Here is a 20,591-nt window from a genome sequence, read left to right as displayed (position 1 = left end):
TGAGTAGTTAATTATCAGACTGTCAATATAGTCATTAGCATTAACAATAAGATTAATAATTGAGATGAAGATGACTTATTAAATGTAAGTTAATGATTAATTTAACAATCAACAAAAACAATATCGTCATACTTTAGTATAGTAAGGAATGATATTTTGTTTAATGATGTAATGACATTAATTTAATTCTATTCAATATCAATTTGTGTCAATTATCGACTATAGAAAGATAAAAAAGCCCGAAATTTCTTTCGGGCTGGCTTAAAACGAATCGAGGTTCAATCCATGAATTATCCAGCAGTGGAAGGTTTGATTCGGTAAAGAATGGCAAACAATACCGGTACGACAATAAGGGTCAGTACCGCCGCGAATCCAAGACCCGCCATAATCGTAATTGCCATTGAGCCATAAAATGCGTCAAACACCAAAGGAATCATTCCGCTCAGACTAAGTAAGCCAAGAAACGCCGTGAAACTAAAAGGCATATCCATCGCTAATAAGCCGATTGGTGTTCCGCCAAACGCCATCTGTAAGGTTTCAGAGACTTCTTGCTTAGAGATGCCAAGACGACGCGCCTTCGATTCATTGAACTGCGGTACTAATTCTTTAGTCCGTTCACGCCTGCGCATCAGCCAACTTTTGCCTTACCTTGGTATCATTGAGGACAGCGATTACCTGATCATTGAAGGTACGAAACTGACTCTCTGTAGCTTGAGCGACAGTGAATGTATCAACAACAAGTGGATTCAGTGGGCGATGTTCCGTTTCCGGCATACACGCGGTGAGTAAACTCAAAGATAAGCCAGCGGCAATCCAATTAATTCGATTCATCTCAAATACCGCCCTCTTTAGTCCATGCTTTTACTTGTTGGCCTGAGACTAGATTCTCGACACCCGCCTGCACAATCAGATCGGCCTGCTGAAGACCCGCGATAACATTGCCATTGACATCGAGTGTGACATCAACGGGGGTAATTACTTGCTGTTGAGGATCGAACTTGAAGAGTTGGCCATGTTGACCACTCTTACTAATCCAAGCGCTTGGTGAGATATCGACTTTAGCAAAGCGTTTTTCATTGAGCAGGCGAACCTGTGCCGTCATTCCAGGTAAGCCAGATCATACTCTGCGTTCTTCGCATCGTATGCCAGTTGGTAGTCGGTAGGATCGAGCCAAGCAAGAAGCTGTCCTTTCTTCACGACACTGCCCATTCTGACGTCCACTACCTCAACTTCACCGCTGACTTGAAACGACATAGATGCACGATCAGTCGCATCAATATTAGCGATAAAGCGATCGTAACGACTGTTTTGTAGATCAGGGATCTCAACGAGTTTTATTACACGAATGTGCAGTATATAAAGATTGTGTGGCAGATCAATATTTATTTTCCACTCGTACAATAAAATTCAGACATGTACTATGCTATTTATGCGCTTGATTGATGAAATCCCCACGCTTTTCTGGTAGAAAGAGAGCGTTTTTAGAAATTGACGGTAACTATGACTGAACGAAAGCAAGGCCGAAGAAGTGCCCAAGACGCAGAAAAAACCAAATGTGAGATCATGCGTGTCGCTACAGACCTATTTTGCGAACTGGGTTACGAGCGAGTATCACTGAGGAATATTAGTGATAAGGCGGGGGTATCTCATAGCCTCATCCGTCACCATTTCGGCAGCAAAGAACAGATATGGTACTCGATTAGTGATGGGCTCCATCGCTATATGGAAAGCTATATACAAACCATCATTAGCAACATGCCCAGCGATGTAAGTTCAAACATTAAGTTGTACCTATTCGCTGTGCGCTTGCTAGCGCATATGCTCGAATGCAAACAACCTATCCAGTTTATTGCTGACGCGGTTCGTCAAGAAGACGCGCTATTTGACTACTTTATTGATAATTCGGGCGAAATAGAAAGTCTCGTCAATCGTTTAGCTGAGCAATACAACCAAGAGCACCCGCAAAATCAGGTCAAAATCTGGGAAATTAAATGGCAGATGATTATGTTTGCACACAGTGCGGCGAGTTTGACGCCATTTATGAAAGAAACATGGTCCGACGAGACCAATGAATTACAAGTCTGTCTGCTCAACCACTGGCAGATATTTAACCGAATGATGGCATGTCGCTTTGAAGTACCTCAAGAAATAGTACTCAATCCGCAAACTCTGTCTGAACTGGTTTACGAGATCGAGTGCTCTGATAGCAGCCAATGTACCGATGAAGATTTTACTGAAGAAATGTAAACGGCGTCGATAGAACACATGATATAAGCCCTCACGCCAATATAGCTAAGAGGGCTTATTCGAGTCAGTTTTTGGCTAAAACGAACATGTGGTAGCCAAACTCATCTGCCAGTTCAGTACACAGTTTAACTTCTCGCTTAATGTCTTTTAGCGCCTGCGACTCTTCCATTTCCGCTTCCAATTCTGCGACTCGACGCTTTAACGGCGCATAGTAATTCAGCCATGCTTGTGCGCTTTGTGGGAAATGGTTGACCACCTTATAACCAGCCTGTTCAATTTGAACCAAGCGCGTCTCTATAGATTGAATGTCAGGATACTCTTGGCTCCAGAATTCCAACGCCTCATCACTAGGCTCAGCAGCACGCCAAACCATATCACTGATGACTAACAACCCATGTTCAGAAAGTAAAGGTCGCCAAGATTTGAGAGCCTTTTCTACTCCCATAATGTATGCGCTACCTTCTGACCAAATAAGATCAAAGCTTAGGTCATCAAAAGGCAAGTCGGTCATACTTGCACATACTGTTTCGAGGCGATGAGTGATCCCTTGCTGCGAAAAACGTTCGGTGAGTCGCGTTAACGCTGATTGCTCATTGTCGACCGCTACAATTTCCGCAGTACAAGCGTCCGCTAATACCTGAGTAGCTAAGCCCTTGCCACAACCGACCTCCAAGATCCGCTCAGGTGTAGAGGTCACTAACGAAAATGCTTTGGCTGTATCGACTTCACTGCCTGGACCCCAACGCTCAAGCGTCTCGAAAACTTTCATAAAGTCTGCCATATATACATCGTGTTCGTTCATATCTTTTGATAACCATTTAAGTCGCAACGCTTCTTTCTCGCTGAAACCTTGCTTAATTAACCATTCCAAATGAGCATCTGGAGCCAGTTTGTCTAACCCCGTATGCCAGCTTTTGCTCTCTTCTTCTCCGAGCAGTGCTGCGAGAAGATGGCGCGATTTCTGCTTCTGCTCAATCTCTATATCAAGAGCTTCAAGTCGGTTTCGTAATAATTGCCTGTCTACCTTGGCTTCAAGGCATACTTTGCACTCTTTTAGTGTCAGTCCCCCAGCCAATAATTGCTGGATCAAACGCACGCGTTGTAACTCCTTATCACCATACACACGGTAACCGTTAGATAAACGATGACTGGAGATCAGCTTTTGCTTTTCGTAATAAAGCAAGGCTGTGCGCGACAATCCAACAAGTGCTGCTAGCTCAGAAATTTTGTACACAAACTCTCTCCGCTCCTTCAGTGGTCATGGAATATAAACTATAAAGTTATAGACAGGTCAATAACAGATCACTCGACCGCTTTACTTGCTGAGAGCCTCAAATTTGAAGGCTGATATGAGATTTGTGGTTTGGAGGATAAAAAAGACCCTGATTAAAGCCACTTTTTCCACGACAGAAACACTGCCAACAGAGCAGTTCCGCCAAAGCATATCGCCACAACAATCCAAAAGCCCATGCTATTTTCGACACCAGGCATCCCGCCGACATTGATCCCCATTAGTCCGGTAAAGAATCCCAGAGGCAAGAAAATAGCGGCAATCACCGTCAGGACATAGCTGCGATTGTTTAGCTGCTCAGAAATACGACTGAGCAATTCCTCTTGCGCCATAGAAGCACGCTCTTTTATCGTATCGATATCTTCGACATAGCGAATTTGTCGGTCGGCGATACTACGCAACGCAAGTCGGTCAACATCACTCAGCCATGCTAACTGTTCCACTGCCAGTCGGTTTAAAGCCTCTCTTTGCGGGGCAATATAACGTCGAATGCCGATACTTTGCTGTCTAAGACGAAGTAACTGAGAACGAAGCTGCTTCGCATCACCATCTAATATGTTTTCCTCAACGCCTAACACGCTATCTTCTATGACGTTAATGGTATCGTTCATTCTCGCAACGATGCGGTCAGTCCATTCAATCAGCAACGCTGGGATTGTTGCAGGGCCAGCATTCTCATTAAGGTTGGCGACAATATCTTGTGTCGAAAGCAGCATTCTTTTTCTGCTACTGATTAAGATTTTGCCGTTCGTCCACAGCCGTACCGAGACCATATCTTCTGGATTGGAGCCAGGGTTGAGATTCACACCTCTCAAGATGAGCAAGAGGTTATTTACCCGAGTCAGCACGTGCGGTCTGTTTTCACTGTTCAGCAAACCATCTACAGCTATCTCATTGAGTCCACTGCATCTTTTTATCCAGTCGCGCGCTTCTTGATGACTGTAATCAAAATGCAGCCACAAGCCACTTTCTGATTCATCCCACTGATTGACTTCTTGCCATGACAATTTTCGACTCCCGCCATTGCCATCAAGTAACAACGCGTGAATTAAGCCCTCAGGTTCTTTGTCCGTCGTAACAAATCTCGACATTTTCTATTCCATTAATATCTATCATCGATAGCGAGTGAAACCACTAAGATTAACGCCATCTATCGTGTTATTTACCGAAGTATATGTTTGCCTTGTACATCGATCCAACAGGAAATTTAATAAAGCGCGAGAGTTGAGTCATTTGGCTCAGTTTAGTCTATTGTTTATTTGTTAATCGGGTAATTATGAAGGCGATAAAATCATGCAATTTAATCACAATACATTGTTATAACGACAAAAATTATTTGTTGTTAACTTTATCAAACTGCGAATATTTTTCGCATACCAATAACCCTACTTAATCGAGACGATTGCAATGTCTTTTCAAGAAATTCGACAAGGTAAAGCGCACTTCTATGACAATGTCCATTTCTCACGTGGATTTTCTAAATCTGGAGACTTCACTCTGGCTGAAGCTCAGTTACTCACGTTTTATGGAAAAACGTTACTCGGACTCGAAAGTGGTGAGTTAACTCCAGAGAATCAAGCTGAATCTGATTTCCTAGACGTTATTCAAGGAAAGAAAGAGCCAACCACTAAGTTAGAGCGTACTTGGATGAAGTACATAAAGCTTGCTCGTGGTAGAAAACGCTTCCATACATTAAACAGTAAACCAACAGTCTCTGATGATGACTATAACAGCTATGACCTAGTAGAGGACGACTAATGCACATTTGTTTCCTTATGTACCCGTGGGAACGCGTGTGCCCAGAAACCGATACCACTCTTCGCCTTGTTCACGAATGCGCAGCACGTGGACATGCCGTGGCGATCACAACAACCAGTGGACTGACTATTCGAGACAGCACTGTGTATGGTTTCTGCAACGTAATTAAAAAAGGCCAGAAGATCACGGATAATATCGGCAAGTGTAGTTTCCGCTATCACGATTTGCTCGATGAGCTTATGAATCGCGGTTGGTTAAAGAAACTCATTTTCTTACCCACTGTCATCAATCAAGATGATAGCAATACCACGCTAAACTATCTGATTGATTCTCTGGCTATCTAAGTTTATAGACAAGCGACTATTTAACAGATAAAGCGTCTGCTGTTCACTGACACTCAACGCACAGATGAGAGTTAAAACGACTTTAGGATCTCTGCGTGGTAGTTAGCAATATCTATCTCAACGCCAAACTCCTGCGCCCATTGTTCAAGCTCTCTTTGCGCCGACTCTAGGCTATTGATCGTTATGGTATTGTCATCCAACTGCCATAACTGACGTGAACCATCATAGCTAAACTGAAGTGCCAGCATTGCCTGTGGATTGCCCTCCTTTGCCGCAGCTTTCAGTGCTCTACTCTTGCGATAGATATGATTTAACGCCTGTTTAAGCTCCCATACATAGACGACTTCATGCATCTTGGGATGAGTTTTAAACTTGAATAAAATGGTCACGACGAGTAGCGCACTAACCACAACGCCAAGCAGATTCCAATGGAAGTGAGAGCCTGATTCGGCAGGGAATAAATAAATTAATGTCTGTGATACCGCTAGGCTCGATAAGGCTAAAAAGGCGATGCATGAGACAATAACCACATTCAAACGTGAACGGTATAACTGCTTGTCGATTTGTTGTAGTTTCATCAATAGTCCATTGTGTTGCGTTTATTTACATGACGTCGAGAGACTTACGATTATACATTGTGAATAGAATCAAATAAGCGATATTTTGTTGCAAATGGTGTGCTAATCCGTCACCTGTGGCAACAAACAATGGTCGGCACTTTATGAACAGAAAGTGCCGAACCCATTCGCCGGCAATCACAGTCAGACAAGGTGAAGGCCGCCCCGGCGGGCCTAGTTTGTAATAACACCTTAGCCCTCTGTGGCGCTAACCCATCCAAGCTCTCTCGCCATCGCTCAATTTGTTCAATGACAGACTCCACACTCTCCTCGTATCTTGGATAAGGCGTACACTCACCTACCCCTTCAAGGCCTTGGTAACTAATGGTTACCCTCACCATGTGGCAATGCGTTCTGGCACCTCTCGAAATAACGAATGGCGTGGCGAGCTCAACAGTGTACGGTTCAGCATGTATCTTCATGAAATCACCCAACGCCGGACTGATCGCTTCTGCTGTTCCTACTACTCTCCCCTACGCTATCCTTTTGAACCTACTTCACTTTCATAATTTTGCTGGTATGCTGACGACGTTCAAGATATTTTTTTAACAAGGACGTAACAATGACTCAATCTACTGCCTTAGCCTATCAGTGGCATAGTGAGATTTTTGAGTGTCAAACTAACGATATTGATCGTTTTTACCATTTGTTGGAACAACAGATAAACCGCCTTGGTCTCTCCAAGAGCATACTAGGAACCTCAGGTGAATACCCTGTATGCCTGCTACAATCGTCACAACACATTACCACTAATCCTAACCTGATGATTAGTGCCGGGTTTCATGGCGAAGAGGCAGCCGGACCATGGGGATTAGTGCATTTTCTATCGAGTTTAGATCCGTATCTTTTCGCACAGGTGAATCTTAGCTTGCTGCCACTGGTCAATCCTACAGGCTTTGCCATTGGTCAACGATTTAATCAGCTTGGCGAAAACCCTAACCATGGATTTTACCTTGAAGATGGTACTCCGACGTCAGGGAGAGGAACATCCATCGAAGCAAAGATACTCATGAATCATACATCAACCCTGTTGTCCGCGAGTCGAGATGGAATACTGACCTGCCATGAAGATGTGTTATTGACAGACACCTACATCTATTCATTCGAACCACAGCAAATTCCGGGGCGTTTCAGCGAAAACTTAAGAGATACCCTCGGACAGTTCTTTGCTGTCGCAGCAGACGGGGAGATTGATGATTGTCCGGTTCAAAATGGTATTATTTTCAACCATTTTGACACCTCGTTTGAATCGTTCCTAGTGCAGCAAGGAAGCCACTTCGGCTGCTGTAGTGAAACGCCTGGTCAACAGAATATCGACCAGCGCATTTTGGCCAATGCCGCAATAATGACGGAGTTTGTTAACATCGTTAAACGCGTCTAGACATCATTGCCCTTTAGATATAACAGCGAGCCTATTGAGCTCGCTTTTTTCACCCTCTCGCCAATACGACCGCATAGCTGATACCTACTTGTTGATAACTTGCTAAGCAATGAAGTTTCTTGATGGTTCGTTTAAGAGACAAAATCACTGCAGCTGAATGTTTAAATTTTGGGACTGCTCGAGCAGTCTTGAAAATTTCTTCTAAATTATTGATGCGCATAACATATGCAACTCAATTTTCACGCTAAACTTGTTATTGATTCTTATCGAAAATAGTTAGAGGGATTTATGAAATCAACAATAGCGAAAGTAGTGGCGTTGTCGGCAGTAGCAATTAGCTTGTCCGGTTGTGTAGGCAGTAATGCGGTGACAGGAATATTGATGAAATTCAACGTTGAAGCGGTCGACAACCGCTATGCTAGGGGCGGACTCAATATGCTGCTAGCGCCAGTTTACGGTATCACGGTAGCAGCGGACTATTTAATCTTTAACTCTCTTGAGTTTTGGACTGGTAAGAACCCATTAAATGGCAAGCCGCACATTTTCGATACTAAGACTGAAACCATGATTGATATTAATGACAATCTTGATGATTCGTTAAAAGAAGCGCCTATCGCTCCAATTAGCCAATTCCGCACCATAGAACGTGGTCATATGCAGCCATTGGATTCGAATACCATTCAAATGGATATTACATACAATACCGGTGAGCGAGCGACTCTTATTGGGGTTAAAGAGGGCGAGAAAGTTTCTTACTTCATCGATGGAGAGTTAGTGGCTGAGACCAGCCTACAAGAGCTTGAAGACTATTTAGCAACTCAAGCCTAACGTGATGACCTCGGATATCTAGGCGTTTACGCTCTGGCATACATCCCCTCGTTGTTATCCAAAGCCACAGGCACTGCCTGTGGCTTTGTTTCATCTATAGAGTCACGCTCATCTCATCATTTATTGTCAGCGACCGTATCATTGAATTAGTCATAAGGGGTTTTAAGATTAAATCTACTCTCAAAACCTCTGCACCGAACCACTATTCGGTGCCACTGAAACCTCCATAAATTCACAGAATGCCGTCACTGCATCACTACGCTCACGCTTTCGCGACCACACCAACCCCACATCCATCGGCGGAACATGATCAGCTAGTGGACGCACTTCCACTCTTCTTCCTTCCAGTGACCAAGGGCGATAAACCATATCTGACAGAATAGTGATACCATAATCGTTCGCGACGAGACTGCGCACTGATTCTACGGAAGAGGTTCGGAAAATGGTATTCGGCTGATAAGGAGTTTGGTTCCAGTAGCGCAAGGCCGTGTTACTTGCCTCATCGACTGTTAGCATAATGTGGGGAAATTGAGCTACATCGTGGAAAGTCACCATTTTATTTGTCAGCAGAGGATGACTGGAGCTAAGCCACAATCGACGCTGAGAACTCAACAAGGTTTGGAAACTGATGTCTTCCTGATTAATCAGATTAGATGTCAGCATGAAGGCGACATCAAATTCCCCTGACACTACGCCTTCTTCGATATTCCCTCGGGTAGCCTCTACCAACTTCAGGTTTACATTGGGGTAGCTGCGTTGAAAGCGGGTGAGATAGGGCGGTACAAAATATCCCGCCACAGTGTAGGACATGGCGACAGTTATGTTGCCTTCTACCTGATTAGCGGAGCGGTGCGCAAGCAATATAGCTTCTTCCAACTCCTTCACAATATGTGTGGCGTGTTGGTAAAACTGGTTGCCCTCATAAGTCAGCGACATGCCGTGGGGTTGACGCACAAACAGGTTCACATTCAGCATTTCTTCCAACTGTTTAATGGCAGTAGTGATCGCAGATTGGGAAACGTGCATGGCATTGGCTGCTTGAGAGACCTGGCCGGAGTCCGCCGTTGCTATAAAATAGCGAATCTGTTTCATGGTTGGGAGCATATTCTGTTTTCCTTAAACTTTGTATCCATTATTCCGATATCCAGACCTATCGATAGATTTGAAAAGAGACATCAAGAGCTAAATAAACCCTTATATATCAATCAAATAATTCAGTATCGCCAGATGATATTACAGCGCTTTTGGTTATCTGTTTTTCTAATAGCACTAGCCCGAATTCCGAATTTTACATACTGATAATGCAAATTTAACCTATTACTAACACATCGAGCAATAGCCAAATCCGGCGTTTACCGCCATGGTCATTGCAAACATTGGTTGAAGTCATAGGGAGAAGAAACATGAACGGCAAACCTTCTGCTGTCCCATGGTTAATTTTGATCGGTGCAATGGCACTGGCTCAAAGCAGCACTGCAAACAGCGAAAACTGGTACCCGTACACAGTTGATGTCTGGACCACACCGTTCGACATGAAGAGTGCCCGAGAAGTGATGCAATATGAGCCCGTTGAAAGGGCCAGCAAGGCGTGGGATATTTGCGTCTCCTTTCCGCACCTCAAAGATGCTTATTGGACCGCAGTGAACTACGGCGTTGTGGATGAAGCAAAACGCTCTGGTGTCAAAATGCAGTTGGTGGAGGCTGGCGGCTACACCAACCTCAATACCCAGCTTTCACAGATTGAAGACTGTGTTGCTTCCGGTGCAGATGCCGTGATAGTGGGTGCCATTTCTTATGATGGCCTCAATAATCTGGTGAAAAACATCGCCAAGTCTGGCGTGCCAGTTATTGATATCGTCAACGGCATGTCATCACAAAATATCTCAGCGAAATCCCTAGTTTCGTTTGGCGAGATGGGTGCAAAGATCGGCCAGTATCTGGCTGAGCGCCACCAAAGCGATAAAGAGAAAGTTAAAGTCGGCTGGTTCCCGGGACCTCCAGGCTCAGGCTGGGTTGAAGCCGGAAACAAAGGTTTTCAGTCTGCCGTAGAAGGCTCAAACATTGACGTGGTAGACACCAAATACGGTGATACCGGTAAGGAAGTGCAGCTCAAACTAGTGGAAGACACCCTCGAAGCACATCCGGACCTGGATTACATCGTCGGTACAGCCGTAACCGCAGAAGCCGCTACCAGTCTACTCCGTGCCCGTGGCCTCACTGAACAAATCGGTGTCTTGTCCTACTACTTCACACCTGGTGTTTATCAGGGGATCAAACGTAACCTTATCGTTGCAGCGCCAACCGATTCAGCGGTTATCCAAGGGCGTGTCGCGATTGATCAAGCTATTCGTATCCTCGAAGGCAAACCCTACACCAAACATGTGGGGCCGCAGCTTTATGTCATCGACGAAACCAACATCAACAGCTTTGATCGCAACAGCTCCCTCGCACCTGCGAACTTTAAACCGACGTTTACAGTGGAGCCGCAGTAATGGGCGCACCGATTCTCAGCCTACACGGGATACACAAACAGTATCCCGGTGTAAAAGCACTCGACGGGGTGAACTTCACCCTTGAGCCCGGCGAAGTTCACGTATTGTTTGGCGAGAATGGCGCGGGAAAATCAACGCTTATTTCCATTATTTCCGGTGCCAACCAACCGACTGCCGGAGAGATGCGCTATTTCGAAGACACCGTGCGCTTCAAAAACGTCTACGACGCGAGGCAAAAAGGGATCAGTGCGGTGTTTCAGGAGTTTTCTCTGGTCGACACCCTATCCATTGCCCAAAACCTATTTCTGGGCGCAGAGCCGTTGCTCGGACGCTTTCTGGATAACGCCACCCTCTACACCGAAGCGCAGGCACTGCTCGATAAAATGGGTTTTGCCCTCGATGCACACCAGCCCGTCAGCGATCTTTCTCGCGCTGAAAAGCAAATGGTAGAAATTGCTAAAGCGCTACGTGGCGAATTGTCGGTACTGATCCTCGATGAGCCGACGGCGTCCCTAACGCATCAGGAAACCGAACAGTTATTTTCACTGATTGATCAGCTAAAAGCGCAAGGCGTCGGCATCATCTACATCTCACACCGCATGGGCGAAATCCGCAAGATTGCGGACCGGATTACAGTGCTACGGGATGGCAGATATATCGGCACCCGCGAAGTTGATACTGTCGAAGAGCAAGATCTCATCACGATGATGACGGGCAGGAAAATCGACAACGTCTATCTGCACGTGCCCTTTTTCCCCACCGAAACCGTATTGGACGTGCAATCGCTTACTACCGACAACCGACTCATTGAAGACCTTTCGTTCCACGTTAGAGCTGGTGAGATTGTCGGCTTTGCCGGGTTGGTTGGCTGCGGCAAATCTGAAGCACTCAGAGCCTGCTTTGGTGCGGAAAAGGTAACTGCCGGTTGCGTGGTATTTAACGGTGAAAATGTCACAGGGTTTAGCATCCGTGAGATGTTAGACCGCGGTTTTTTCTATAACTCCCGTGACCGCAAAGACGAGGGTTTGGTGCTCAACCGCAGTTGCCGGGAAAACATCAGTTTGCCCTCTCTGGGTTCCCTCCCCCTTTCCCATCGCCATGGAGCACTTAATCTTACCCACGAAAAAGAGCAGACCCACAGTATTGCAACAAAGCTTAAGCTTTACCCGATGCAAACCGAACGCGACGTCGGCCTGTTCAGTGGCGGTAATCAACAGAAAGTACTGTTGGCGAAATGCCTGACCTGCGATGTCTCGCTGTATGTGTTTGACGAACCCACAGTAGGGGTGGATGTTGGCACGCGCGCAGAAATCTATCGCTTTATTGCCGATTTGTGCGAGCAAGGGGCAGCGGTCGTCATCATTTCTTCCGATCTGCCCGAGGTCGTGCACCTCTCCCACCGTCTCTACGTGATGCGTGAAGGACAAATCGCCGCTCACCTTCAGGGGGCACAGATAACAGAAACCGAGGCGCTCAGCCACTTTTTTGAAACAATGGAATATGAAAATGAACAGTGAAACAATTAAGGCCAGTTCCCAAGACGCCAATCTGGGCGCTTCCAAAGGGAAATTTGCCAACCGGATGACACGGCTATTTGTGAAAGTGGGTGTCCTGCCTATATTGGTGGTGATCGCCGTCACTATCTTTGCATCGGCATCAGATAACTTCCTAACTGCACGTAACCTGCTGAACCTACTTCGCCAGTCTTCGTATTTGGTGATGGTTTCCATCGGGCAGATGTTTGTATTGCTCACCGCAGGGTTTGATCTTTCCGTCGGTACCATTATCGCCCTCTCGTCCGTGGTCGGGGCCACTACCATGGCTGCAACCTATGCTGCTTTCCCAGAGTCTGTATATCTAGCCATTCTTTTAGGGATTGCTGCTGGCGTTTCCGTCGGCTTGGTCGTCGGATTAATCAATGGTATTGGCGTCGCCCATTTTCAGGTTTCCCCTTTTGTGATGACGTTGGGCATCTCCTCCATCGGTTTTGGTATCGCCCTTTATATGACAGGCGGCTCGCCTGTGTATGGCATGCCGATGGAGTTCGGTAACGCCTTTGGCTTTGGCAACATCTTTGGCTTACCCATACCAATTCTGGTTGCGATTCTGATGACGATTTTTGCCATGCTCATCGTCAACCGTACCCGTTTGGGCCGCTATTTCTATGCAGTTGGTGGAAACATCAACGCCGCCCGCCTCTCAGGGATTAACACCCACAAAACGCTGATTCTTGCGTACCTACTCTGCGCATCCTTCGCAGCCATGACAGGGATGTTGATCACTGCCCGTCTTGACACCGGTGAGGCCAACATAGGTGCTGCCATGCCCCTCGAGTCCATTGCAGCCTGCGTCATTGCCGGTGTCAGTCTTCGCGGTGGGATCGGGCGCGTAGAACATGTCGTCTTGGGTGCGGTGTTTATCAGTCTCGTACAAAATGGTATGAACCTGACCCGCGTGGAATCTTACCTACAAACAGTCGTGATCGGTGCGCTATTGATCTTTGCCGTTATCATCGACCAAATTCGCATTCGTCTGCGTACCAAGCTAGGAGCTCACTGATATGCACCTAACCAATTCATTTCAAAGGGAGGTCTCGTTATGATCAACATCAACAGCGATATGGGAGAAGGCTTTGGCATCTACAAACTCATTGACGATGAAGCGCTAATGCCTTACATCACTGAAGCCAATATCGCCTGCGGGTTTCATGCCTCTGACCCCAACCACATGAAACGTACCGTAGAGCTTGCCAATCAATACGGCGTAAAAGTCGGGGCACACTTCTCGCTGCCCGATTTGCAGGGGTTTGGACGCCGTAAAATGCATCTCAGCCAAGACGAGTTACACAACGTGATTGTGTACCAGATCGGTGCGCTAAAAGGTTTCCTCGATATGCTCGATATGCCGCTGAACCATCTCAAGCCGCATGGTGCGCTCTACGGCATGGCGGCATCCGATCCTGACATAGCAGAAACTATTGCGCGCATCGCACACCATTACCAGGTGCCTGTATTTGGGTTATCAGGAACCTGTCATGAAACCGTTTACAGCGCACACGGTGCAGGCTTCATCCCCGAGTTTTTTACCGACCTCGACTACGATCAAGATGGGCATCTGGTGATCACCCAAACCCATGACGCCACTGATCCCACCTCTGCCGCCAAACGCGTCCTGAAAGCGGTGGAACACGGCATGGTCACGGCTAACAACGGTCAAGAGATTCCGGTTGTCGCCCAAACCATCTGTGTGCATTCAGATACCCCAAATGCAGTGCATATCGCCAAAGCGGTCAATGAGGCATTACAGCCTCATCTTTTCCGCCAAAGCGATGGCTGCACCACCAAAAAAGAATAGACATTCGAAGGAGTTATACATGTCTGACAAAGAAATTATCTGCCCATTACCTGGCATCTTTTACCGTTCGGCTTCCCCAGAGCAACCCCGATACAAAGATCCGGGAGACACTATCGAACCGGGTGACGTGATTGGACTGGTGGAAGTGATGAAATCCTTCCATGAGATTAAAGCGGAAACTTCCGGTGTGATTGACGACTTTTTGATTGAAAACGAAAGCCCAGTCAACGCAGGACAACCTATTGTCCGTCTGAAGTAAACGCTCTGAATGCACACAAGGAGTCAGTATGACAATCGAAAAATTGCTCATCGCCAATCGTGGTGAGATAGCTGTTCGCATTATTCGCACGGCCAAGGAAATGGGTATCCATACTGTGCAGGTTTACAGTGAGGCGGACAAAGAGTCCCTTGCAGTAAAGCTGGCTGATGAAGCCATTTGTATCGGTGCCCCGATGGCTAACCAATCTTACCTTTGCGGTGACAAAATCATTCAGGCCGCAGAGCAGTCTGGCGCGGATGCTATCCATCCCGGCTATGGTTTTCTTTCTGAAAATGCCAGCTTCTCAGATGACGTGCGCAAAGCCGGTATCATTTTTGTCGGCCCGTCTGGCCAAACCATGACCAAAATGGCCGATAAAGTCCGTGCACGCGAAACCGCGATGGCAGCCGGTGTACCAGTAGTACCCGGATGCACGCCGTCTGATACCCCAGAAGCAGCTCTTGAACAGGCCAAACTCATCGGTTTTCCAGTGATGATCAAAGCTTCAGCGGGCGGTGGTGGACGTGGTATTCGAGTGATTGAAGATGAAAGCGAGTTCCTACCCCAATACCATCAGGCATCTTCTGAAGCACAGTCGGCGTTTGGTGACGGCACGCTTTATCTCGAAAAATTCATTCGCCAATCTCGCCATGTGGAAGTACAGATCCTAGCTGATGGCCTGAATGCGGTGCACCTTTTCGAGCGAGAGTGCTCGCTGCAACGCCGCCGCCAGAAAGTCTGGGAAGAAGCACCCTGCGCCGTCTTGCCGGATATGGTGCGTGAAACCATGTGTCAGTCTGCCGTCTCTCTGGCCAAAAGCGTCAACTACAAGGGCGCGGGCACAATTGAGTTTCTTTACGACGATGACTCTGAATCTTTCTATTTCATCGAGATGAATACCCGCATTCAGGTCGAGCATCCTATCACTGAAGCCATTACCGGTGTTGACCTGATTCGGGAGATGATTCAGATCGCGTCAGGTCAACCCCTTTCTCTCAAACAAGAGGACATTCAGCGTCGCGGCCATGCAATTGAAATCCGCCTGAATGCAGAAGACCCATTCAATGGCTTCCTCCCTTTCCCCGGCATCATCAGTTCTTTCACTCCACCAATGGGCAACGGTGTGCGCTTTGACGGACTTATCTACTCCGGCTTCGCCATTCCCCCTTATTACGACTCCTTACTCGGCAAACTGATTGTCTGGAACGAGAACAGGGAAAGCGCGATTCACCGCATGGCAAGGTCACTGGACGAATTGTCGATTGAAGGTGTAAGAACCACGCAACCTCTGTTTAAAAAACTGTGTGAAGCACCTGATGTAATTAACGGTAATTTTCATACATCGTGGCTTGAAGAGTGGCTAGACACACTCGACACCTCACAGCCTGAACAAGGTCCGTCTCACAACAAAAAGGATTGCTCGCTTCCACAAGCAAGCTAAGGAATAACAATGAAAGCACGCTACTCATACGGCGGCGACGAGCATATTTTCGTTGAAGTCAGCGAAGAAATGTCGCTCGCTGCCTTTTTCAAAAGCTTGTCGATCACACAAGCCATCCGTGAAGCGAACTTGCCCGGTATTGAGGAAATCTGCCCGGCAAACGCCTCCTTTCAGGTGAAATACAATCCAGATGTTTGCACGCCAGAAACCATGCTCGCCGCGATTCAGGACATCGAAAAAGCGCAAGCTGCAGGAAAAGAAGAAATCGATACCCGCATCGTTGAGGTGCCAGTTTTCTACCAAGATCCTTGGACCCACGAAACCCTGATGCGGTTTCGTGATCGCCATCAGGATCCAGAGGGCACCGATCTCTCTTACGCAGCCAGAATCAATGGCTATGACTCCGTTGAAGCCTTTATTGAGGCGCACTCTGGTTCCCCTTGGTTTGTGACCATGGTGGGATTTGTTTCTGGTCTGCCGTTTATGTTCCAAATGGTTGAGCGCGACAAACAAATACAGGTACCGAAATACGTCAGACCCAGAACCGACACCCCCAAGCTGACGGTTGGCTACGGTGGCTGTTTCTCTTGCATTTACTCCGTGCGGGGTGCCGGTGGCTACCAGATGTTTGGTGTCACCCCGCTCCCTATTTACGACCCAGCGCAGAACGCGGCACACCTGAAAGATTTTTTAGTGTTCTTCCAACCGGGCGATATCGTGAAATTCAAACCTATCTCAGAGAATGAGTATAACGAGATCGTCAAACAGGTTGAAGACGGTACTTATCAACCTCGCACTAGGTCGGTTCGATTTTCACTATCTGAATTTGAAAAGGACATGGCGGGATATAACGCAGCAATGCTGGAGGCACTGTATGAGCATTAATGTTATTCACCCCGGACTTGCCACCTCTGTGCAGGATTTGGGTCGTAAAGGGTATTTTCATCTTGGCATTCCAGTATCAGGTGCGATGGACAGATTCGCATGTCGCTGCGCCAACTGGTTGGTCGGTAACGACGAAAACGCAGCCGTGTTGGAAGCGGTGTTTATGGGACCCAAGCTGACATTCAATCGAGACGCCACCGTTGCCGTCACAGGGGCAGACATGACGCCCATCGTTGATGGAGAAGAGCAGTTTAATTGGGCAAGCTTTGAAGTTAAAGCCGGTCAGACCCTCTCCTTCTCACACCTGACAGGTGGCGCGCGAATTTATATCGCCATTGCTGGAGGTATTGATGTGCCTGAAGTATTAGGAAGCCGTTCAACCTATACGCTCGGTGCGCTGGGAGGATTTGAAGGTAGATTACTACAAGCCGAAGACGAACTTCCTATCGGCAGCGATGAAGCTCCGTTTGTAGAACGCTATTTACCCGACTTTCTGCGCAGACCAAGATTGAATAAGTTGCGAGTAGTTCCCGGCCTTTACTGGCACCGGATCACCAAGAATGCTGCCGAGCAGTTTTTCAACGACACCTGGCAGGTAGCGCCAGAAGCAGACCGCATTGGCTACCGGTTCAAAAACGGCACCCCATTAGAGTTTGTCGAACGCGAGCAGCCGTTTGGCGCCGGATTCGACCCTTCCAATATTGTCGACGGTTGTTATCCCTATGGCTCGATTCAGGTGCCAGCAGGGAAAGAACCCATAGTGTTACACCGAGACGCCGTCTCAGGAGGTGGCTATTTCATGATTGGCACCGTGGTGTCAGTGGACATGGATCTTATCGGTCAGATGCAGCCAAATTCACAGACCCAGTTTGTGCAAGTATCGCTCGAAGATGCGCTGAAAGCCCGCAAGGAATATGACGCGCTATTGAAGTGTGCCAAACAGCATATAGAGAAAAGCGGGTACTCACGATGACTTTGATTCGAGATAAAGCATTCATTGGCGGCCATTGGGTTGATAGTGAAAACGGGAAAACCTATCCCGTTTTCAACCCTGCCTACACCAACATTATTACCCATGTACCTGAGATGGGGGAATGCGAAACCCAAGCCGCGATTGCTGCAGCCCGAAAGGCATTCGTCGGTTGGAGAACAACCACGGCTAAGCAGCGCTCAGAAAAGCTGATGAATTGGTTTAACCTCATTATGGAAAATCAGTCCGATTTGGCAGCGCTCATTACACAGGAGTCAGGTAAGCCATTGGCTGAGTCCATCGGTGAAGTTAGCTACGGAGCTTCATTCATCCAGTGGTTCGCGGAAGAGGGGAAACGCACTTATGGTGATGTTATTCCGACAACTTCTATCGACAGACGTTTGCAAACCATCAAGCAACCAGTCGGTGTCTGTGCTGCTATCACGCCATGGAATTTTCCCATTGCGATGATCACCCGCAAAGTCGCCCCTGCCCTCGCTGCGGGATGCACCATCATCGTCAAACCAGCAGAAGAGACGCCACTTTCCGCGTTGGCATTGGCGTCATTGGCGCAGGAAGCTGGTATACCAGATGGCGTCATCAATATGGTGACCGCTTCCCATGGCGCAGAAGTGGGTAAGGTGCTCTGCGACAGCGCGGATGTTCGCAAGCTTTCCTTCACGGGCTCAACGGCGGTTGGCAAAACACTGATTAAGCAATGTGCTGATACCGTCAAACGCGTGTCGATGGAGCTCGGTGGCAATGCGCCCTTTATTGTCTTTGATGATGCTGATATCGATGCTGCCGTCGAAGGGGCCCTTGCCTCCAAGTTCCGTAATGCTGGACAAACTTGCGTATGCGCAAACCGGATCTTAGTGCAATCCAGCATCTATGACATCTTCGCAGAAAAGTTTGCCAATGCCGTCAGCAACCTTAAAGTCGGCTCAGGCTTTGAGCCTAGAAACCAAATTGGTCCACTCATCAACCGCTCTGCACTCGATAAAGTCGAGTCACACATACACGATGCACTTGTTTCGGGAGCACGGCGGCTAACAGGTGGAACCAGCCATTCGTTAGGTGGACTATTCTATCAACCTACCGTATTAGCCGACGTTACCCCAGCCATGCGGATAGCTTCCGAAGAGACCTTTGGCCCTGTAGCACCCCTTTTCCGTTTTGAAGAGGAAGCGGAAGCCATTGCGATGGCCAACGACACGGAATATGGCCTCGCTGCCTATTTTTATTCACGGGACATCCAGCGCTGTTTGCGTGTTAGTGAAGCGTTGGAGTATGGCATGGTCGGCGTGAACGAAGGCGTGATTTCCAATGAAGTAGCCCCCTTCGGTGGTGTCAAAGCCTCTGGTTTAGGCCGAGAAGGATCGCGACAAGGCATCGAAGAGTACCTCGAAACCAAATACGTCTGCTTTGGCGGACTCTCTTAACAAATAAGGGAATAAAATGAACAACGAGTCACTGATGGAACGCCGCAATGCAGCAGTTCCTAGAGGTGTAGCTTCGGCTACCCCTCTGTTTGTAAAACGCGCCAAAAATGCAGAATTTTGGGATGTGGAAGATAACCGTTATATCGACTTCGCAGCGGGTATTGCGGTGGTCAACACCGGCCATAATAATCGCGCTGTCACACAGGCAGTCACGGAGCAAATCGAGAAATTCAGCCATACGGCTTTTCAGGTTGCAGGCTATGAGAATTACATTGAGTTAGCCGAACGTTTAAACGCCATTGCTCCGATTGATGATGCAAAAACCATCTTGATGACCACAGGTGCTGAGGCGTTGGAAAATGCGGTAAAAATCGCCCGTCATTACACCAGACGCAGCGGTGTTATCGCCTTTCATGGGGGGTTTCATGGCCGTACGCTTTTGACCATGGGCATGACTGGAAAAGTTGCTCCTTACAAAGAAGGCTTTGGTCCTTTCCCCAATGACATCTACCATATTCCCTTCCCTTTGCCTTATCAGGGCATAGATACTGCCTATTCGCTGCAGCAACTGGAGATATTGTTCAAGACAGATATTGCTCCCTCTTCCGTTGCAGCCATTGTGCTGGAACCTGTACAGGGAGAAGGTGGCTTTTATGCCGCGCCAAATGAACTCATAGAACACCTTCGCGCCCTTTGCGATGAACACGGAATAGTTCTGATTTTCGATGAAGTGCAAACAGGCTTCGGCCGCACAGGAAGAACCCTCGCTAGCGAACACTTTGATGTTCAACCTGATTTGATCACAGTAGCAAAAGCGCTGGCAGGTGGCTACCCACTTTCTGGCATTATCGGCAAACGCCACATCATGGACAGTCCTGCACCGGGTGGTCTTGGCGGCACCTATGGTGGCAGTCCTGTAGGATGCGCGGCAGCTTTAGCAGTGCTCGATGAATTGGAATCCAAATGCCTTAATGAGCGTGCCGAGTCCGTAGGAAGCCAATTGCATCAGGCGTTTTCAGAAATAAAAGAGCTGAATCCTGAACTGCCTATCGATCATATCCGCCACAAAGGTGCCATGATTGCGTTTGACTTTGTCTGTGATGGAAGACCGGAACCGCGCCATGTGCAACCTTTTGTAAATTACCACCTTCTAAAGAAGGTGGCTTTGTGTGAGCCCCCTAAAAGGGGGCCTTTGTTTAATCCAACGCCAACTGGTGCTGCTCTACTCGCTCTTGCTTCTCTTGATGTCTTACATATCGGCGTATGATTTCTTCATTGATTC

21 protein-coding genes and 4 pseudogenes are annotated in these 20,591 nt (G+C 47.5%); 15 read left to right on the top strand and 10 right to left on the bottom strand.

What is annotated here, in order from left to right; translation table 11 throughout:
• Window positions 1-290: 290 nt before the first annotated feature.
• The 4 genes and pseudogenes from QTN94_RS15430 to QTN94_RS15415 form a co-directional block, all read right to left on the bottom strand.
• Window positions 291-536 (bottom strand): annotated as a pseudogene (locus QTN94_RS15430) (hypothetical protein); the annotation flags it as partial.
• A gap of 79 nt (window positions 537-615) precedes the next feature.
• Window positions 616-831 carry a hypothetical protein gene (locus tag QTN94_RS15425; protein WP_331418328.1) on the bottom strand — a complete coding sequence of 72 codons (216 nt, stop codon included), beginning with the start codon at window positions 829-831 and terminating at the stop codon, window positions 616-618.
• A gap of 1 nt (window position 832) precedes the next feature.
• A complete protein-coding gene (locus tag QTN94_RS15420; RefSeq protein ID WP_331418329.1) occupies window positions 833-1,102 on the bottom strand; it encodes a hypothetical protein in 270 nt (89 codons plus the stop codon).
• Window positions 1,099-1,401: a biotin/lipoyl-binding protein gene (locus tag QTN94_RS15415; RefSeq protein WP_331418330.1), complete on the bottom strand. Its 303-nt coding sequence runs from the start codon at window positions 1,399-1,401 to the stop codon at window positions 1,099-1,101. The genes QTN94_RS15420 and QTN94_RS15415 overlap by 4 nt, the downstream gene beginning before the upstream one ends.
• 99 nt (window positions 1,402-1,500) lie before the next feature.
• Between QTN94_RS15415 and QTN94_RS15410 the strand changes: the two genes are divergently transcribed.
• Window positions 1,501-2,247 (top strand): TetR/AcrR family transcriptional regulator, encoded by a 747-nt coding sequence (locus tag QTN94_RS15410; RefSeq protein ID WP_331418331.1) that lies wholly within the window; start codon window positions 1,501-1,503, stop codon window positions 2,245-2,247.
• 64 nt (window positions 2,248-2,311) lie between these two features.
• On the opposite strand, the gene QTN94_RS15405 is transcribed toward QTN94_RS15410, so the two are convergent.
• Entirely contained in the window at window positions 2,312-3,481 is a 1,170-nt protein-coding gene (locus tag QTN94_RS15405; RefSeq protein WP_331418332.1) for a MerR family transcriptional regulator, read from the bottom strand.
• Window positions 3,482-3,633: 152 nt separating this feature from the next.
• Window positions 3,634-4,629, bottom strand: a complete 996-nt coding sequence (locus tag QTN94_RS15400; protein ID WP_331428165.1) for a zinc transporter ZntB — start codon at window positions 4,627-4,629, stop codon at window positions 3,634-3,636.
• A gap of 316 nt (window positions 4,630-4,945) precedes the next feature.
• Here QTN94_RS15400 and maoP point away from each other — a divergent pair, with 316 nt between their 5' ends.
• Both maoP and QTN94_RS15390 read left to right on the top strand, forming a co-directional pair.
• Window positions 4,946-5,296 (top strand): DUF413 domain-containing protein, encoded by a 351-nt coding sequence (gene maoP / locus QTN94_RS15395; RefSeq protein ID WP_331428164.1) that lies wholly within the window; start codon window positions 4,946-4,948, stop codon window positions 5,294-5,296.
• Window positions 5,296-5,493 (top strand): annotated as a pseudogene (locus tag QTN94_RS15390) (glutathione synthetase); the annotation flags it as partial. The gene maoP and the pseudogene QTN94_RS15390, both read left to right, overlap by 1 nt.
• 218 nt (window positions 5,494-5,711) lie before the next feature.
• Here QTN94_RS15390 and QTN94_RS15385 read toward each other — a convergent pair.
• Together QTN94_RS15385 and QTN94_RS20665 are read right to left on the bottom strand one after the other, a co-directional pair.
• The gene (locus QTN94_RS15385) at window positions 5,712-6,218 is read right to left on the bottom strand and encodes a DUF3087 domain-containing protein (RefSeq protein WP_331428163.1); all 507 of its coding nucleotides are present in this window, start codon (window positions 6,216-6,218) and stop codon (window positions 5,712-5,714) included.
• A 110-nt stretch (window positions 6,219-6,328) separates the two neighbouring features.
• Window positions 6,329-6,598, bottom strand: a complete 270-nt coding sequence (locus tag QTN94_RS20665; protein ID WP_427020825.1) for a hypothetical protein — start codon at window positions 6,596-6,598, stop codon at window positions 6,329-6,331.
• Between the two features lie 221 nt (window positions 6,599-6,819).
• Here QTN94_RS20665 and QTN94_RS15375 point away from each other — a divergent pair, with 221 nt between their 5' ends.
• Together QTN94_RS15375 and QTN94_RS15370 are read left to right on the top strand one after the other, a co-directional pair.
• Window positions 6,820-7,638 carry an N-acetyl-ornithine deacetylase gene (locus QTN94_RS15375; RefSeq protein WP_331418337.1) on the top strand — a complete coding sequence of 273 codons (819 nt, stop codon included), beginning with the start codon at window positions 6,820-6,822 and terminating at the stop codon, window positions 7,636-7,638.
• A 288-nt stretch (window positions 7,639-7,926) separates the two neighbouring features.
• Window positions 7,927-8,466, top strand: coding sequence for a DUF3332 family protein (locus QTN94_RS15370; protein WP_331418338.1), 540 nt, complete (start codon window positions 7,927-7,929; stop codon window positions 8,464-8,466).
• Between the two features lie 180 nt (window positions 8,467-8,646).
• On the opposite strand, the gene QTN94_RS15365 is transcribed toward QTN94_RS15370, so the two are convergent.
• On the bottom strand, window positions 8,647-9,570 hold the full coding sequence (locus tag QTN94_RS15365) for a LysR substrate-binding domain-containing protein (protein ID WP_331428162.1): 924 nt from the start codon (window positions 9,568-9,570) through the stop codon (window positions 8,647-8,649).
• 299 nt (window positions 9,571-9,869) lie between these two features.
• Between QTN94_RS15365 and torT the strand changes: the two genes are divergently transcribed.
• The 10 genes and pseudogenes from torT to QTN94_RS15315 all read left to right on the top strand — a co-directional run.
• Entirely contained in the window at window positions 9,870-10,958 is a 1,089-nt protein-coding gene (gene torT / locus QTN94_RS15360; protein ID WP_331428161.1) for a TMAO reductase system periplasmic protein TorT, read from the top strand.
• On the top strand, window positions 10,958-12,475 hold the full coding sequence (locus QTN94_RS15355) for a sugar ABC transporter ATP-binding protein (RefSeq protein WP_331428160.1): 1,518 nt from the start codon (window positions 10,958-10,960) through the stop codon (window positions 12,473-12,475). Before torT ends, QTN94_RS15355 begins: the two co-directional genes overlap by 1 nt.
• Complete coding sequence (locus tag QTN94_RS15350) at window positions 12,465-13,517, top strand: ABC transporter permease (RefSeq protein ID WP_331428158.1); 1,053 nt, start codon at window positions 12,465-12,467, stop codon at window positions 13,515-13,517. The genes QTN94_RS15355 and QTN94_RS15350 overlap by 11 nt, the downstream gene beginning before the upstream one ends.
• Before the next feature lie 39 nt (window positions 13,518-13,556).
• Complete coding sequence (pxpA, locus tag QTN94_RS15345) at window positions 13,557-14,312, top strand: 5-oxoprolinase subunit PxpA (RefSeq protein WP_331428157.1); 756 nt, start codon at window positions 13,557-13,559, stop codon at window positions 14,310-14,312.
• 19 nt (window positions 14,313-14,331) lie between these two features.
• A complete protein-coding gene (locus tag QTN94_RS15340) occupies window positions 14,332-14,571 on the top strand; it encodes an acetyl-CoA carboxylase (protein ID WP_331428155.1) in 240 nt (79 codons plus the stop codon).
• Window positions 14,572-14,599: 28 nt separating this feature from the next.
• Window positions 14,600-16,012, top strand: a complete 1,413-nt coding sequence (locus QTN94_RS15335) for an acetyl-CoA carboxylase biotin carboxylase subunit (RefSeq protein WP_331428154.1) — start codon at window positions 14,600-14,602, stop codon at window positions 16,010-16,012.
• A gap of 9 nt (window positions 16,013-16,021) precedes the next feature.
• Window positions 16,022-16,897 carry a 5-oxoprolinase subunit B family protein gene (locus QTN94_RS15330; RefSeq protein ID WP_331428152.1) on the top strand — a complete coding sequence of 292 codons (876 nt, stop codon included), beginning with the start codon at window positions 16,022-16,024 and terminating at the stop codon, window positions 16,895-16,897.
• Window positions 16,887-17,870 carry a biotin-dependent carboxyltransferase family protein gene (locus QTN94_RS15325; protein ID WP_331428151.1) on the top strand — a complete coding sequence of 328 codons (984 nt, stop codon included), beginning with the start codon at window positions 16,887-16,889 and terminating at the stop codon, window positions 17,868-17,870. Before QTN94_RS15330 ends, QTN94_RS15325 begins: the two co-directional genes overlap by 11 nt.
• The gene (locus QTN94_RS15320) at window positions 17,867-19,309 is read left to right on the top strand and encodes an NAD-dependent succinate-semialdehyde dehydrogenase (RefSeq protein ID WP_331428149.1); all 1,443 of its coding nucleotides are present in this window, start codon (window positions 17,867-17,869) and stop codon (window positions 19,307-19,309) included. Before QTN94_RS15325 ends, QTN94_RS15320 begins: the two co-directional genes overlap by 4 nt.
• 16 nt (window positions 19,310-19,325) lie before the next feature.
• Window positions 19,326-20,363: pseudogene (locus QTN94_RS15315) on the top strand (aspartate aminotransferase family protein); the annotation flags it as partial.
• A 142-nt stretch (window positions 20,364-20,505) separates the two neighbouring features.
• Here QTN94_RS15315 and QTN94_RS15310 read toward each other — a convergent pair.
• Window positions 20,506-20,591: pseudogene (locus tag QTN94_RS15310) on the bottom strand (IS200/IS605 family transposase); the annotation flags it as partial.

Source organism: Vibrio sp. M250220, assembly GCF_036533795.1.
GTDB lineage: Bacteria > Pseudomonadota > Gammaproteobacteria > Enterobacterales > Vibrionaceae > Vibrio.
This window is presented reverse-complemented; position numbering and strand designations above follow the sequence as displayed.